The sequence below is a fragment of the Massilia sp. CT11-137 genome (assembly GCF_047302885.1).
Taxonomy (GTDB): Bacteria; Pseudomonadota; Gammaproteobacteria; order Burkholderiales; family Burkholderiaceae_D; genus Telluria; species Telluria orientalis.
On sequence record NZ_JBKYMP010000001.1, the window covers coordinates 2467842 to 2481012 of the forward strand.

Genomic DNA, 13171 nt, shown 5'->3' on the forward strand with positions numbered 1-13171 from the left:
ACAAAAAGGAGATACAACATGTTTGCCACCATGCCCCAACGCCGCGCCCGCCTCGCCCGCCTGCACCGCCAGCGCGGCGCCTCGCTGCTGGAAGCCATCGCCTACCTGGGCGTCGCCGCCATCGTGGTGCTCGCCGCGGTATCGCTGCTGCAGAATGCCTTCGGCAGCGCGCGCTCGAACCAGACCATGGAAGAGATCACGGGACTGCGCACCGCCGTGCACAAGATGTATGCGGGCCAGTCCTACAACGATGCCACCATGGTGGCCAACCTGGTCGCGGCGAAAGCCATTCCCGGCACGCTGACGCTCGGCGCCAATAATGCCATTACCAATGCGTGGGGCGGAACGGTGACTGTTGCGAAAGTGGACGCGGCAAATTTCAGAATCACCTATGAAAACGTGCCGCAGGAGGTGTGCATGAACGTCGTCAGCGGCGCGTCGGGCTGGACCAGGATTGCCGACGGGGACGACGGCAACGCGATTACCGTTTTCCCCGTCACTGCGGCCAGCGCCGCGGCGCTGTGCAAAGCGTCGACCACGATCGCGTTCACGTCAAACTGAGCTTGAGTCAATGTGGGCCGTCCTGATCATGGCCGTCGTGGTCGCGCTCGGTGGCTGGTACGGATGGCCGGCCGAACACGGGCGCGAGGCCGTGGTCGAGCAGCAGGCGCGCGACGATGCCGGGACCATGGCGGTCTACCGGGACGCGGTGATGGCGTACTTCAAGGCGAACAACGTCACCGACACCAGCGTGAGCCTGGCCGGCCTGAAGGGGGCCGGCGTGCTGCCGGCGTGGTCGAAACTGGCGACCAGCCCGACGGTGGCGTGGACGAATTACCGCGACGGCGCGGGGCAGATCTACATTTTCCCCGCCGCGGCGGGCGCGCGGCCGATCGTCGCGGAACTGTTGGCGCTGTCGCGCAACTCACTCAACGTCGGCGTCTACCGGGCGGCGGACCATACGCTGTTTTCGCCCGTGGACGGGACGCGCATCGCGCTGCCGACGCTGGGCGACGCCGTCATCCCGGACGGCGCGCCGGTGTGGCTGGCGCAGGCACCCTGCGATTGAGGAAACAACGATGAACACGATGCGGCGGCAGCGCGGCATGACCCTGATCGAAGTGTTGGCGGCGCTCGCCATCGCGTCGGCGCTGCTGGTCGGCCTGGCCAGCATGATCGGCGATTCGATCGAAGAAGTGAAGGAACAGCAGGCCGCCCTGCAGCAGGCGCAGGTCGTGGCGGCCGCGTCCAGGTATGTCGCGGCGAATTACAGCGACCTCGTCGCCAGCACGGGCGGGGGCGCCGTGACGGCCGTCACCGTGGCGCAGCTGACTGCGGCCGGCTTCCTGCCTGCCGGCTTTGCCGCGACCAACCCTTACCAGCAAGCGGCATGCGTGCTCGTGCGCCAGGGCACGCCGGGCCGGCTCGACGCGCTGGTGGCCGGCTACGGCGGCACCGCGATACCGGACCGCGCCATCGCGGCGGTGGCCATGATGGCGGGGCAGGGCGGCGGCTACATCAGCGCCGCGCAGCCCGCCACGGCGCGCGGATCGTCCTGGGCACTCGCCACCGCCGCCTACCAGGGTGTGGCCTGCGGCGGCGCGACGGTCCTGAACGGCACCGCCGGCCACGATGGCGGCCACCTCGTGTCGGGCCTGTTCTACGACGGACCGGGCCAGTTGTCGACCGATTTCCTCTACCGCGACGTGGTGCCCGGACGTCCGCAGCTGAACCGGATGAACACGCCGCTGGGATTCGCCGGGACCGCCCTGGTGACGCTGGGCACGGCATGCGGCGGCGCGGCGGCCATTGGGATCGACAGCGCGAGCCGGACGGTGGCGACGTGCGGGGCCGACGGCCTGTGGCAGGCGGTGTCGACGTGGAAGGCGCCGGTGGCCAATTTCGCCGACCTGCCCGCCACGGGCAACACGACCGGCGACGTGCGGATGGTCACCGCATTGAACCGCGGCTTCACCTATTCCGGCAGCGCATGGGTGGCGCTGGCCGTCGACGAGAAGGACGATCTGCACGTGCCCGGCACGGTCTACGGGGACACGGCCGTCGTCAGCGGCGGCCCCGTGACGGCGGAAAAGACGGTGACGTCGAACCACGGCGGGATCAAGGGCGACTGGGTGGTCGGCAGGAACTGGGTGGAGGGCCCCACGGTGTATCTCAATCAAGCCATCGTGGCGGGCACGCCCTGCAATATCCCGAATCCGGACGGCAGCATCACGTACAACATCGGCTCGGTCAAGAAAGATGCGAACGGCGTCCTGCTCTCGTGCCAGCCGCCGGATAACGTCTTCAAATACCTGAATGGAACGCTGACCCCATGAGCGGCACATCCACACCGCGCCGCGCGGCGGCAACCCTCGCGTGCGTGCTCGCGTGCGGCCACGCACAGGCATGCTGGGAGGACGCCGGCGCGCGCTACGGCGTGAACCCCTACCTGCTGTATGCCATCGCCAAGACGGAATCGGGCTTGAATCCCACTGCGATCGGCCCGAAGAACAAGAACGGTTCCTACGATATCGGGCTCATGCAAATCAACAGCAGCTGGTTGCCGACCCTGCGCCGGTACGGCATCGGCGAGGCCGAGTTGATGGATGCCTGCACGAACATCGAGGTCGGGGCGTGGATCCTGTCGGGGAAGATGCAGAAGCTGGGCAATTCATGGACCGCCGTCGGGGCCTACAACGCCGGCAAGCCCGAGCTGCGCATCGCTTACGCGAAAAAAGTCTATCGCAACCTGCCGCGCGCGGCCCTCGAGGCCCAGCGCTGACCGGTTTGCGCCGCATACATCATTGTTGAGACGTTCGCGCGGCCGCGCGCATGACCTTGGAAGTTGATATGAAAACGATTTCGTCGACGATAACACCGATCAGCGACCGCCCGGCAGCCGGGACCGCGTCCACCGCCAAGCCCGAGACCAGCCGCGCGCCGAAGCGCACGTTCGGGTTTTCCTTGCCGGTGCTGGGCCGGCGCCCGAAGACGCAGCCGTCCGCGGCGAACGTACAGGCGCCGCTGCAGCGGCTGGAACAGTTCAGCGCCCGGCACGCGCAGACGCAGGCGCCCGCGCCGGAGCGGGTCACGCTGGCGGACATGCTGCATGCGGACAAGTCGCCGACGCTGGCGGAACTGATGCGGGCGGATGACGACGCCGCGTCCACGCCCGCGGCGCCGGCCGCGCGCCCGAAGACGTTCGGCAAGCTGGCGTCGGGGCCGAAGATCGACTGCATGGCGGACACGCTGACGTCGATCGATCGCCTGGACGAGCAGCAAGTGTCGCAGATCACGGAAGCGCTCGGCATGGGCCCCGCGGCCGCGCCCGGCCGCGAGCGGGACGCCCAGCTGAAAGCCGCGGGCCGCCTGCTGCGCGCGCCGCTGGATCTCCATCCGCCCGCGCCGGACAGCGCGACGATCGGGCGGACGCAATTCGGCCGGGGCATGCCGCCCGACGTGCTCGCCTCGCTGTCCCGGGCGGCCAGGGCGGCCAATTGCTTCGTCACCGAGCGCCAGGCTCCGGTCCCGACGGGAAGACGGTGAACATGCTGCAGGTGCATTTCGCAAACCGGGGCGACCAGGAAGGCGAGCCGCTCGCGTCCCAGCCGGACTCGGTCAACTACCATGCCGTGCAACGGCTGGCGGCGCGCTTTGCCGAAGCGCTGTCCCCGATCGTCCGGACCGACGACAGGGAATACCGGATCGAGTACGTGGCGTGCCCGCGCGGGCAGGGCGGCAGCGCCGACGTGTTCGCGGACCAACTCGCCCGGCAGATGCCGATGAGCTACCAGCCCGCACGTACGGAGCTGACTTCCGATCACTACATGGACGCTTCGATACGCACGTCGCGCCTGTTCAGCCTGCTGCCTGCGGGCGAGCGGGAACAGCTGGTGCGTGCGGCCCACGTCGCGCACATGGTGTGGGACGAGCAGGTCGGCATGGACGAGCACGGCAACCAGCGGCTCGAGGTGCGCGTGATGTTCGGCGGCACACAGAACATGCGCGACGTCAAGCAGGCCTTCAGCAGCATCGGCCAGTCGGTGGGCAAGGTGTTCAAGGCGAACCACGAGGCGGCCGTGCTGGTGGCGAAGGCCATCGAGACCGCCCAGGCCAAGACGCGCAACGTGAAATTCGAGTACATCGCGGGCGGATCGATGGGCGGCGCGAGCGCGCAGCTGTTCGCCGCCGCGGTCGAGAGCCGCGTGAAACTGTACGACCCGGCGCCGCTGATCCTGTTCGATCCGCAACTGCCGAACGAGGCCCAGGCCAGGCATGCCATCAAGGACGGCAAGCTGGGCTACGACTATGCCAAACCGCGCGGCATCGCCATCACGCTCGACTATGCGGAGCGTTCGCGCAAGAGCCTGATGGGACGCATGAAAGGGCTGGGCTTCAAGTCGCCCGGCCTGGTGCGCCTGAAGCTGGGCCTGAGCGCGTACGACCGCACCAAGCACCTGCCCGACGGCGGGACGGAACTGCGCCCGCCGCGCACGTCCGGGCCGCCGGGCATGGGCTACCATGCGGATCCGGGCCTGTACAAGAGGGCGCTCAACCGGTTCACCGGGATGGTGGGGTTGCGGCGCTGAACCTGCGCTCAGCCGACGTCGGCCTGCTTGCCCAGCACGAGGAGCAGCAGCGCCATCCGGATCAGGATACTGTTCGCCGCCTGGCGGAAATAAGCGGCGTTCGGCAGGCTGTCGACGTCCGTGTGCAGTTCGTCGATCCGGGGCAGGGGATGCAGGATCACCGCGTCCTTGCGGCAGCGCGATTCCACTTTGGCGCGGGTCAGGACATAGCTGCCGCGCACGGTCGCCCTCACTTTCGCGTCGGCGATCCGTTCGTCCTGGATGCGCGTCAGGTAGACCACGTCGGCCTCCTCCAGCGCGGCGTCCAGGTTGCTCGTCCGGATCGCCTGGCATCCCATGTCGCGCACGCCGCGGAGGATCGCGTCGGGAATCTGGAGTTCGGGCGGCGCGACGAACAGGAAACGCACGCCCGCATGGAGACACAGCAGGTTGACGAGGGAAGGCACGCAGCGCCCGAACTTCAGGTCGCCCACCACGGCGATCGTCATGCCGTCGACGCCGCGCCCGGGCCGTTCCTCGAGGATCGTGAACAAATCCTGCAGCGCCTGCGTGGGATGCTCGCCATTGCCGTCGCCGGCATTGATGACCGGCACGCTCGACACGGCGGCCGCTTCGGCGGCGGCGCCGCGCTGGTGATGCCGCATCACGATCACGTCGCAATAGGATTGGATCATGGTGATCGTGTCGGCCAGCGACTCGCCCTTGGCCAGCGACGAGTTGACGGTCCCGGTCGTGCTGTTGACCTGGCCGCCGAGGCGCATGAACGCGCTGGCGAAACTCATCCGCGTGCGCGTGCTGGGCTCGAAGAACAGGTTGCCGAGGATGTAGCCGTCGAGGACGTTGCTCGTGGCCTGGCGCGCGGCGATGGGCTTCATCCGGCGCGCCAGGTCGAACAGGGTGTCCAGCCCCGCAAGGTCGAACTGGTTCACTGAAACGATACTGCGGTTCTCGAATTCCAAAGCATACTCCGTTGTCCGCCGGGCCGGTCAACCGCGCATTCTGGAGGAAAACATCGGCGGCATGTGCGGACCGACAGCGGATTGACGGCCAAGTGACAGGAAAATGCAAGACTTCCCGTCCGCCGGACGACTGGTCAGCCAAAGACAGCCGCGCTATACTCAAGCAAGTCCTACATTACCCAGGTGCATCATGTCCGACGATTTTTCGATATCCCGTGAATTACTGGAGGAGCTGATCTCCCTCGTCAATTCCGGCCAGAGCTTCTCGGATATTCATATCGAGCAGGACATGCCCGTCATGATCAAGTCGCCGCGCGGGTGGCGCCAGGTCGGCACGGAACCGGTCACGCTCGAGGACATGCTGCCCGTGCTGAACGCCATCGACGAGGACTGGGAAGACAAGATCGTCGAAAGCGCGATCGACCGGCCGTTCATCCTCACCGACTACCGGCTGCGCTGCAACGTGTTCCGCTCGTCGTCCGGCTCGAAGACGACCATTTCGATCCGCCGCCTGCCGCTGCGCCCCATCGCGCTGGATCAGACCGGCCTGCCGCACTACGTCAAGACCGTGCTCGAGGCGACCCGCGGGATCATCCTGATCACGGGGCCGACCGGCTCGGGCAAGACGACGACGATCGCCTCGATGCTCGACCAGATCAACGCCACGCGCAGCGCCCACATCATCACGATCGAGGAGCCGATCGAATACCAGCTGCGGCGCAAGCAGTCGATCATCTCGCAAAAGGAAGTCCCGACCGACACGGCCACGTTCTCGTCCGGCCTGCGCGAAGCGCTGCGCCAGAAGCCGGACGTGCTGATGGTGGGCGAGATCCGCGATTTCGACACGGCGGACACCGTCCTGCACGCCGGCGAATCGGGCCACCTCGTGCTCGCGACGATGCACACCAACAGCGCGGTCAGCGCGATCTCCAAGCTGCTGGGTTTCTTCCCCGCCGAACAGCGCGAGCAGCGCGCGGCCGGGCTGTCGAATTCCTTGGTCGCGGTGATTTTCCAGACCCTGCTGCCGAACGAGCAGGGCGACGACGTCGTGCTCGCCTACGAAATGGTGTTCAACAATAACCAGCAGGTGGCGCAGTATATCGCCGACCCCGGCAAGCTGCACCTGATCGCCGACTTCATGCGCCGCAAGGAGGACAGCATGTCGCGCAGCCTGAACGACGTCCTGGTCCAGCTGATCGCGAAAAAGGCGATCAACGTGAAGGATGCCATGCGCGCCACCTACAACCGCCTCGAGCTGCACGAGATGGCCAACGCCAAGCGCTGACGCGCCCGGCTTCGCACCCGGCGGCGCGGCTTCGCCCGCCCCGCCCGCCGGCCGCTCGTGTGCCGTCATCCTGTCGAGGGGCACTCCCTCAACCAACCGTACAGGTACCGACATGAGCACATGCGTGCATTCCCAATATTCTCCACAGAATTTTCCCGATTTCCCCAAGGCCCCGGCGGGGCCGTCTCCGCAGCAGCAGACGGACGAGTGGATCAAGCGGCTCGAACACTTGTCCGTCAAGCTGAAGCAGCAGGTCAGGGACGACGACCACGAGCACGGGCACAAGCGCAAGGCCAGTCTGCCGGCCGCGCCCTATCATGATGCCGACGGCGAACCGGAAACCAGGCGCAAGAAGTCATCCAAATCGGCGTCCAAATCGGCGTCCAAACCAACATCCAAACCGCCGGCGGACACCAGCGTGCCTGCCGGCGCCAGACCGGAACGCGGCCAGCCGATGCCGAAGCCGACCGGCATCGTCGACGTCGACAAGCCGATCATCGTGAAGGCCGGCGAGACCTTCGACGGCGGCGGCAAGTACTACCGGCCGACGAAGGCGATCGGCGACGGTTCCCAGAGCGAGCACCAGCAGCCGGTGTTCATCCTCGAACCGGGGGCGACGCTGAAGAACGTCCAGTACTCGGGCGGCGACGGCATCCACCTGATCGGCGACGCCCACCTCGACCACGTCGTCAACCGCGACATCGGCGAGGATGCCATCACGATCGACGGCGAGAAGAACCGCATCCATGACGCGAAGCTGTCCGGCATGTCGGTCGACGACATCCCGAAAGGGCCGGCGAAAGTCGTCATCACGAACAGCTCGTTCTACAACGGTTCCGACAAGGTGGTGCAGGACAATGGCGACGCCGAGGTGCTGATGAAGAACGTCTACGTGAACGGCGCCGGCAAGCTGTTCCGCACGAACGGCGGCCAGCCGATCACGAGCAGGTTGACGGTGCAGGATTCGACGTTCGAGAACGTCAAGGAATCGCTGTTCCGCACCGATTCGAAGACGTCGAGCGCCAGTTTCTCGAATGTCGACGATGGGGGGATGAAGGTGGTGGCATTGACGCCGGATGCCGCGCAGATCAGCGGGACCCGCAAGGTGTCGTACAAGCCGTATTCGGGATGAGGCGGAAGCGGGCGGCGCGCAAGCGTCGCCCGCGCGGGGCGGGACTAGAACTTGTCGGGATCGTCTTCGTTCATTTCGGCGCGGCGCCGCTTGGCGCCTTGCAGGATCTTCTGCAGCATCATGATGCCGAGCGTGCCGATGGCCTGGTCCAGCGCGTCCTGGTCGGCCTGATCCTTGTCTTTGTCCTTGCTCTTGTCCTTCGTCTTGTCGGTCTTCTCCGGCTTCTCTGGCGGCGAAGGCGGTTTGCTGCCGGTCCTGCTCGTGGATGTCATGTCGTCCTCCTGAGATTGTTGGTGGTGAGTGATGGGGAAAGGTCCTGGCTCAGGCGCGCAGCCAGACATAATCGCCGCGTGCGAGGTTCTCGAACATGTCGTCGCGCGCCTTGAAGATGTTGTCGCGCCAGTAGCGCCCGTGTTCGACGTAGTGGTCGATCAAGCCGAGTAGCCACTTGCCGTCGACCTCGTCGTTGAGTGCCACGCGGGCAATCAGGACGATGGCGCCGGTCTCGACTTCCAGGCCGAGCTGCGCCTGGTCCTGCGCGTAGACGGCGAGGTTCGCTTCGAGAAGCAGGCGGAACACCCGCAGCGTCCGGCCCGCGGTGACGACGCCGTACTGGAACGTCACGTACACCGCATCGCCGTCTTCCTCGAAGTGGTCGATCGCCACGTCGAAGCTGTCGATGTCGAGCACGCCGCGCGCGAGCACCTCGTCGGCGCCGGGCACGTCGCGCAGTGCGCAGATTTCGCGGATCAGTTCATCGCGTCGTTCGAGGCTCATCGTTCGTTTTCCGTCGCACAGGTGAAAAAAAAGCCGGCCGGGAGCGGGTTGCGGCTCCCGGCCGGCGCGCCATGCGCGGCCCGATGGCGCGCCGTGGACGTTACTGGACGATGTCCTTCGCCGCCTTCAGGCCCATCGTGCTGATTTTGGCGTGCAGGGTGGCCAGGTTGATCGCGTTTTCGGCTGCTGCGGCGGCTTCGATCGCTGCGATTTGGGCGCCGGTGTTCAGAACTACGGGTGCGTCTGCCATGATGTTTCTCCTGAAAGTAAGTGGATCACTGCTGGATATGCGTGCGGCAGTACCGCACACACTGGTTTGCCGGCTGTGCGCTTGGCACATGGCTGGCGGAACTACTGGATCGCCAGGCGGCACAACTGTGCCGCGGCGCGGAATCCATCGGCCACCGCGCGCCCGGCCTGGGCCTCGGTGCTTGCCGTGTCGGTCGAGCGCGCGGCGCACGCATCGGCCAGGTCGTCGAGGGCCTGCGCCGCGGCGCGGACCTCGTGGTGGCGGCGGGCCTGGCTGCCCGCCTGGGGCAGGTCGTCGAGCACGTCGATCAATGCTTCGGTCATGACTTCGTACATTGCGGTCTCCTTATTGCAAGGTGGTGTTGCCGGAAGCGTCGGCCAGGAAATTCTTGGTGCCGTCGCTCGATTCGATGTAGCGCACGCTGTCGGCATTCAGGGCCGAATCGACCTTGCCCGCGACCGCCAGTTCGTCGATGCGCTCGACCTTGACCCCGACCGTGAGCGGCAGCGGCGCCATGTCGTTGCGGAAGCGCTCGACCACGTCGCGCACCGCGCCGGGCTGGCGCGCCGTGCCGGTGACCTCGAAGCGCCCGGCACCGGCGTAGCGCACCTTGACGTTCGGCTCGTGCAGCGATTCGGCCAGTTCGCGGGCGATGTCGTCGGCCGGCTTGACCTGCCAGCGCAGGCGGCTGCCGGCGACGCCGCGCAGGCTGGCGTGCGCCCTGCGGGCCGCCGCGCCGTTCGCCACGATGCCGCTGACGACGAAGCCGTTCGCCTGCTCGCGCAGCTCGATGCCGGGTTCCTGCAGGCGGTCGAGCGCGCCGCGCACGTCGCGCAGGCTGGCCTGCGCGAGCGGATGAGTGGCTGCCTGCGACGCGGTGCCCACGGTCAGCGCCAGGGCGCCCGCGCCGAGGGACCCGACCAGCATCGCCACCAGTCCGGTGCGCATCCACGAGGCGCGCGGGGCCGGCGGAACGGTCACCGGTTCGTCCGCGGCGGCATCGGCGGCGGCCGGCGCGGCGAGCATCGTCTCGAGCAGCTGAACGTCCGACGGCCACAGTGCATCGTCCGGGCCGGCGCACAGCACCACGTCGCCGAAGCGGCGCGGGGTGAAATCGTCGAGCGTGGACGGGACATCGGCCGCGCCAGCGGCGGCGATCGTGACCCTGTCTTGTGCGTCGGTTGCCAGTTGCATGGTGCCCTCGTTCCAGTCTTGAATCAGGATGTCGGCCGTTGCTTCCGCGCCGATCGACATCGTCGTTGGATTCAACTTTATCCGGGCGCCGGCGTGGAAGCCGGTCAGGATGCGAAGTTCTTTGGTCATGAGCGAATCTCCTTGTTCAATGTGATGCGGTTGCGGCGGCGCTTACCAGCCGCGGCCGCGGCGGATCAGGGCGGCGAGCGCGGATACGCCGAGTGCGCGGCCTTCGCTCGTCCGGCGGCGGCCCAGGTTCAGCAGGACGATCGGCAGCAGCAGGTTGACCGACTCCTCGGCGTCCGTCAGCGGGCGTTTCGGGCCGGCCGGCCTGGCCGCGACCACCAGGCGGTCACGCACGTCGGCCAGCGTGGTGGGACGCGCGCGCTCGGCCTCCGGGAGCGCGAGGAATTCGCGCACGATGGCCAGGATCGGGTACGTGGGGCTGGCGGCCGGGGCCGCGCCCGGCGCGGCGGTGCGCTGGGCCGCGGCGGACAGTGCCAGCAGCGCGCGTTCGGCGCGGGCCTGCGCATCCTTGCTCGCCGCCGCGGCGCGCCATTGCATGAGCAGGCGCGTGGCGTCGCGCGCCGGGCGCGCCCCCGCGCGCATCGTCCAGCGGGGAGCGCTGTGCGCCGCGTCGTCGGCGGCGGCCTGCTGCCGTGCGAAGCCGCCGGCGCCGCCGGGGTCGCGCCCCTGCGACGACGACTGCTGGTCGCGCGCGCCGCGTTCGCCGGCCTTCGCCACCTGCTGGTCGTCGCGCACCAGGTGCTGCTCGAGCATCATCAGCAGGTCTTCGCTTTCGGCGCTCAGGTCGGTGCCGTGCGGATTGTCGGCGTCGCGCTTCTTGCGTCCGGCGGCGCGACGGGCGACCGTCTGGCCGAGCCGGGGGCGGCGCGGTTGCGGCAACAGCGGCTGCAGTCCCTGCGGCGCGGGCTGGTCGGTCTGGGTGGCCGGCCGGGGCGTGTCCGGCGCGGCGGTGGGGAGGGGCGGCAGCCAGCCGCCGCCGATGCGCTGGATGCTCATACGAACATGACCTCCCACAGGCTGCGCGCGAAGCTCAGCACCGCCATGCCGCCCCATGGCGCGCTGACCATGATGGCGACGGTGACGATCACCAGTTTCACGCTTTGCGAAATGCTGGAATCCTGCAGCGACGTGATCGCCTGCAGGAAGGCGACGACGAGGCCCGTGAGCGCCGCCACGGCGACGGCCGGCAGGGACACCATCAGGCACAGCTTCAGCGCCTGGGCGGTCAGGTGGGTGAGGTTATCGTATTCCATGACGTCACTTGTAGGTGGAGATCAGGCCGTGGACCAGCATCGACCAGCCGTCGAGCGAGACGAACAGCAGCAGCTTGAACGGAATCGCCACGTTCGTCGGACTGACCTGCGACAGGCCGAGCGCCATCAGCACGTTCGCGACGACGAGGTCGATCACGATGAACGACAGGTACAGCAGGAAACCGATCTTGAAGGCGGCCGTGAGTTCGCTCAGGATGAACGCCGGCGCCAGCACGATCAGGTCGTCTTCCTTGAGTTCGGCCGCGCGCCCGGGCGGCCAGATCTGGCGCGCCGAGCGCAGGAAGAAGGCCTTCTCGCGCTCCGTCGCATGGGCCTTCAGGAAGGCCCGGAAGGGCTCGCGCCCGGCGTCGAGCAGCGGCATGACCTGGGCACCGGCCGCCGTTTCGCCCGGCAGGTGCGCGCGGTGCATGGCGTCCATGCCGACCGGCGCCATCACGAAGCACGTCACGATCAGGGCGACGCCGTTCAGGACCGAGTTGGGCGGGACGCCCTGCAGCCCGAGCGCGTTGCGCAGGAGGCCCAGCACCACCACGATCTTGGTGTAGGACGTGACCACCATCGCCACGAACGGCAGGACCGCCAGCGCGAGCGCGGCGACCAGCAGCGAACCGACGTCAGGCGCGGCGTTCATCGGCGTTCGCGATACGGCGGATGTGCAGGCCGAGCTGGTCGCCGATGGCGACGAGCTCCCCGAAGGCCAGGGTCTGGCCGTGCGCCACGAGCCGGATGTCGGCGTCGGCCAGCGCGACCGGCAACGCGAGGATATAGCCCGGCTGCAGGGCGGCGATCTGCCCGATCGGCAGGTTCACCGTCACCACTTCGATGTGGACCGGCAGTTCGACGTCGCTGACGTCGAGCGGGGAGGAGGCGGCATCCGGCGCGGCGCGCAGGGACAGGTCGGGATCGTGGTTCATGGCGTAGGGACTGCTCTCCAGGATGACGTTGCGGGAATCGATGCGCGCGTGCGCATGGACGGCGTGACCGTTGGCGGCGCCCCACAGCAGGGTCGCCTGGCCGAGCGTCGCGTGCGGCGCGAAGCCCGGGGCCGCTGGCCACCCGAGCAGCACGTCGCCCGGACGCAGCGTGCGCAGCAGCGCGGGCGTGGCGTGGCGGGTGCGCAGGCGCAGGCGGGTCGGCAGGGCCAGCGCCGCCAGCGCCGGGGTCAGGACGCTGCGGCCGCGCGGGCCGATGCGCTCCGCCAGCGCGGCGGCCAGCGCGGCGGACACGCCGGCCACGGTGGCGCCCGTCGTGGCCCCGGTGGCGGCCCCGGTGGGGGCGCCGTCGTGGTCGTATTCGAGGTGCAGCACGCCGGCGCGCGAGGCGGACGGCGCGGCGAGGCGCACGTCCCGTACCGCCGGCCGCGTGGCGCCATGGCGCGCCAGCGCCGCCAGCGGGCCGGCCAGGTACAGGCTGGCCACGGCGGCGCGGCACGCTGCCTCCGGTTCGAGGGCGATCGCCTCGAAGGCGGCGTCGGCGTCGACGTGGACGTGCAGCTCGCCCTGGTCGCAAGCGACGGTCAACTGCGCGGTCTTGCCGGTGCGCGGCGGTCCCTCGGGCACGGCCCGCACGGTGCCATGCAGCGCGCCGCGGGCGTCGTACAGGGCGCGTGCCAGGTTGGCCAGCGCCGGCGTGTAGCGGCGCAGCCTGTCTGCCAGCGGGGTCGTTGCCGTTGTGGTTTGCATGG

General features: G+C 68.3%; 18 protein-coding genes. 8 read left to right on the plus strand and 10 right to left on the minus strand.

Going from position 1 to position 13171, the window contains the following annotated elements:
* Positions 1-18: 18 nt before the first annotated feature.
* The 6 genes from ACEN98_RS11160 (at position 19) to ACEN98_RS11185 (ending at position 4589) form a co-directional block, all read left to right on the plus strand.
* Positions 19-561, plus strand: a complete 543-nt coding sequence (locus ACEN98_RS11160) for a type 4 pilus major pilin (protein ID WP_413384288.1) — start codon at positions 19-21, stop codon at positions 559-561.
* Positions 562-571: 10 nt separating this feature from the next.
* Positions 572-1069, plus strand: a complete 498-nt coding sequence (locus ACEN98_RS11165; RefSeq protein ID WP_413384290.1) for a hypothetical protein — start codon at positions 572-574, stop codon at positions 1067-1069.
* A 10-nt stretch (positions 1070-1079) separates the two neighbouring features.
* Positions 1080-2336: a shufflon system plasmid conjugative transfer pilus tip adhesin PilV gene (gene pilV, locus ACEN98_RS11170; RefSeq protein ID WP_413384292.1), complete on the plus strand. Its 1257-nt coding sequence runs from the start codon at positions 1080-1082 to the stop codon at positions 2334-2336.
* A complete protein-coding gene (locus ACEN98_RS11175) occupies positions 2333-2782 on the plus strand; it encodes a lytic transglycosylase domain-containing protein (RefSeq protein ID WP_413384294.1) in 450 nt (149 codons plus the stop codon). Before pilV ends, ACEN98_RS11175 begins: the two co-directional genes overlap by 4 nt.
* A gap of 68 nt (positions 2783-2850) precedes the next feature.
* Entirely contained in the window at positions 2851-3546 is a 696-nt protein-coding gene (locus ACEN98_RS11180) for a hypothetical protein (RefSeq protein WP_413384296.1), read from the plus strand.
* A 2-nt stretch (positions 3547-3548) separates the two neighbouring features.
* Entirely contained in the window at positions 3549-4589 is a 1041-nt protein-coding gene (locus tag ACEN98_RS11185; RefSeq protein WP_413384298.1) for a hypothetical protein, read from the plus strand.
* An 8-nt stretch (positions 4590-4597) separates the two neighbouring features.
* On the opposite strand, the gene pyrB is transcribed toward ACEN98_RS11185, so the two are convergent.
* Positions 4598-5548: an aspartate carbamoyltransferase gene (gene pyrB / locus ACEN98_RS11190; RefSeq protein ID WP_413384301.1), complete on the minus strand. Its 951-nt coding sequence runs from the start codon at positions 5546-5548 to the stop codon at positions 4598-4600.
* A gap of 190 nt (positions 5549-5738) precedes the next feature.
* On the opposite strand from pyrB, the gene ACEN98_RS11195 reads away from it, so the two are divergent.
* Entirely contained in the window at positions 5739-6833 is a 1095-nt protein-coding gene (locus ACEN98_RS11195) for a type IV pilus twitching motility protein PilT (RefSeq protein WP_413384303.1), read from the plus strand.
* A 124-nt stretch (positions 6834-6957) separates the two neighbouring features.
* On the plus strand, positions 6958-7965 hold the full coding sequence (locus ACEN98_RS11200) for a pectate lyase (protein WP_413384305.1): 1008 nt from the start codon (positions 6958-6960) through the stop codon (positions 7963-7965).
* Positions 7966-8009: 44 nt separating this feature from the next.
* Here the strand turns inward: ACEN98_RS11200 and ACEN98_RS11205 are convergent, their stop codons facing one another.
* From ACEN98_RS11205 to sctQ, 9 genes are all read right to left on the minus strand, one after another.
* A complete protein-coding gene (locus ACEN98_RS11205) occupies positions 8010-8237 on the minus strand; it encodes a hypothetical protein (protein WP_413384307.1) in 228 nt (75 codons plus the stop codon).
* A 49-nt stretch (positions 8238-8286) separates the two neighbouring features.
* Positions 8287-8742, minus strand: a complete 456-nt coding sequence (locus ACEN98_RS11210; protein WP_413345069.1) for a CesT family type III secretion system chaperone — start codon at positions 8740-8742, stop codon at positions 8287-8289.
* 100 nt (positions 8743-8842) lie between these two features.
* Positions 8843-8992 carry a hypothetical protein gene (locus tag ACEN98_RS11215; RefSeq protein WP_413345067.1) on the minus strand — a complete coding sequence of 50 codons (150 nt, stop codon included), beginning with the start codon at positions 8990-8992 and terminating at the stop codon, positions 8843-8845.
* Positions 8993-9093: 101 nt separating this feature from the next.
* The gene (locus ACEN98_RS11220) at positions 9094-9327 is read right to left on the minus strand and encodes a hypothetical protein (RefSeq protein WP_371764333.1); all 234 of its coding nucleotides are present in this window, start codon (positions 9325-9327) and stop codon (positions 9094-9096) included.
* 10 nt (positions 9328-9337) lie between these two features.
* Complete coding sequence (hrpD5, locus tag ACEN98_RS11225) at positions 9338-10315, minus strand: HrpD5 family protein (RefSeq protein WP_413384309.1); 978 nt, start codon at positions 10313-10315, stop codon at positions 9338-9340.
* 42 nt (positions 10316-10357) lie between these two features.
* On the minus strand, positions 10358-11209 hold the full coding sequence (locus ACEN98_RS11230) for a hypothetical protein (protein ID WP_413384311.1): 852 nt from the start codon (positions 11207-11209) through the stop codon (positions 10358-10360).
* Entirely contained in the window at positions 11206-11466 is a 261-nt protein-coding gene (gene sctS / locus ACEN98_RS11235; protein WP_413346110.1) for a type III secretion system export apparatus subunit SctS, read from the minus strand. Before sctS ends, ACEN98_RS11230 begins: the two co-directional genes overlap by 4 nt.
* 4 nt (positions 11467-11470) lie before the next feature.
* Positions 11471-12118 (minus strand): type III secretion system export apparatus subunit SctR, encoded by a 648-nt coding sequence (gene sctR, locus ACEN98_RS11240; protein WP_413346112.1) that lies wholly within the window; start codon positions 12116-12118, stop codon positions 11471-11473.
* Positions 12102-13169, minus strand: a complete 1068-nt coding sequence (gene sctQ, locus ACEN98_RS11245; RefSeq protein ID WP_413384313.1) for a type III secretion system cytoplasmic ring protein SctQ — start codon at positions 13167-13169, stop codon at positions 12102-12104. Before sctQ ends, sctR begins: the two co-directional genes overlap by 17 nt.
* Positions 13170-13171 lie beyond the last annotated feature (2 nt).